This window comes from Azohydromonas lata, from assembly GCF_034427735.1.
In the GTDB taxonomy this organism is placed as follows: Bacteria; Pseudomonadota; Gammaproteobacteria; order Burkholderiales; family Burkholderiaceae_C; genus Azohydromonas; species Azohydromonas lata.
Window position 1 is genome coordinate 1 of sequence record NZ_JAXOJX010000238.1, and the last position, 335, is coordinate 335.

1 protein-coding gene is annotated in these 335 nt (G+C 69.0%); it reads right to left on the reverse strand.

Annotation, left to right across the window (positions count from 1 at the left end):
- A partial coding sequence (locus SM757_RS35205) for a hypothetical protein (protein WP_322468897.1) occupies positions 1-335 on the reverse strand: 335 nt, incomplete at both ends.

Sequence of the window (335 nt, forward strand, 5' to 3'; positions counted from 1 at the left end):
TTGGTCGCCGCCACGGCCGTGCCGCCGCCGAACGCGCTGAAGTCGAACGTCACGCCGCTGATGTCGGCGTTGTTGTCTCCGGCAGCCGTGTTGGTCCACGTCGCCGTCACCGTGTCGCCAATCTTGTAGGCGCCGCCCGTGCCCGACGCACCGGTGATGGCGACGTTCGCATCCGTCACCGTGGGCGCCACGTTGTCCACCGTGGCATTGGTCGTGTCCGCCACCGTCGCGGTGTTGCCCGCGTCGTCCGTCACCGTGGCCGTCACGTTGCGGTTGGTGAGGTCGATGCCGCCGGCCACGAGGGTGTAGCTGGCCGTCCACACGCCGTTGACGTT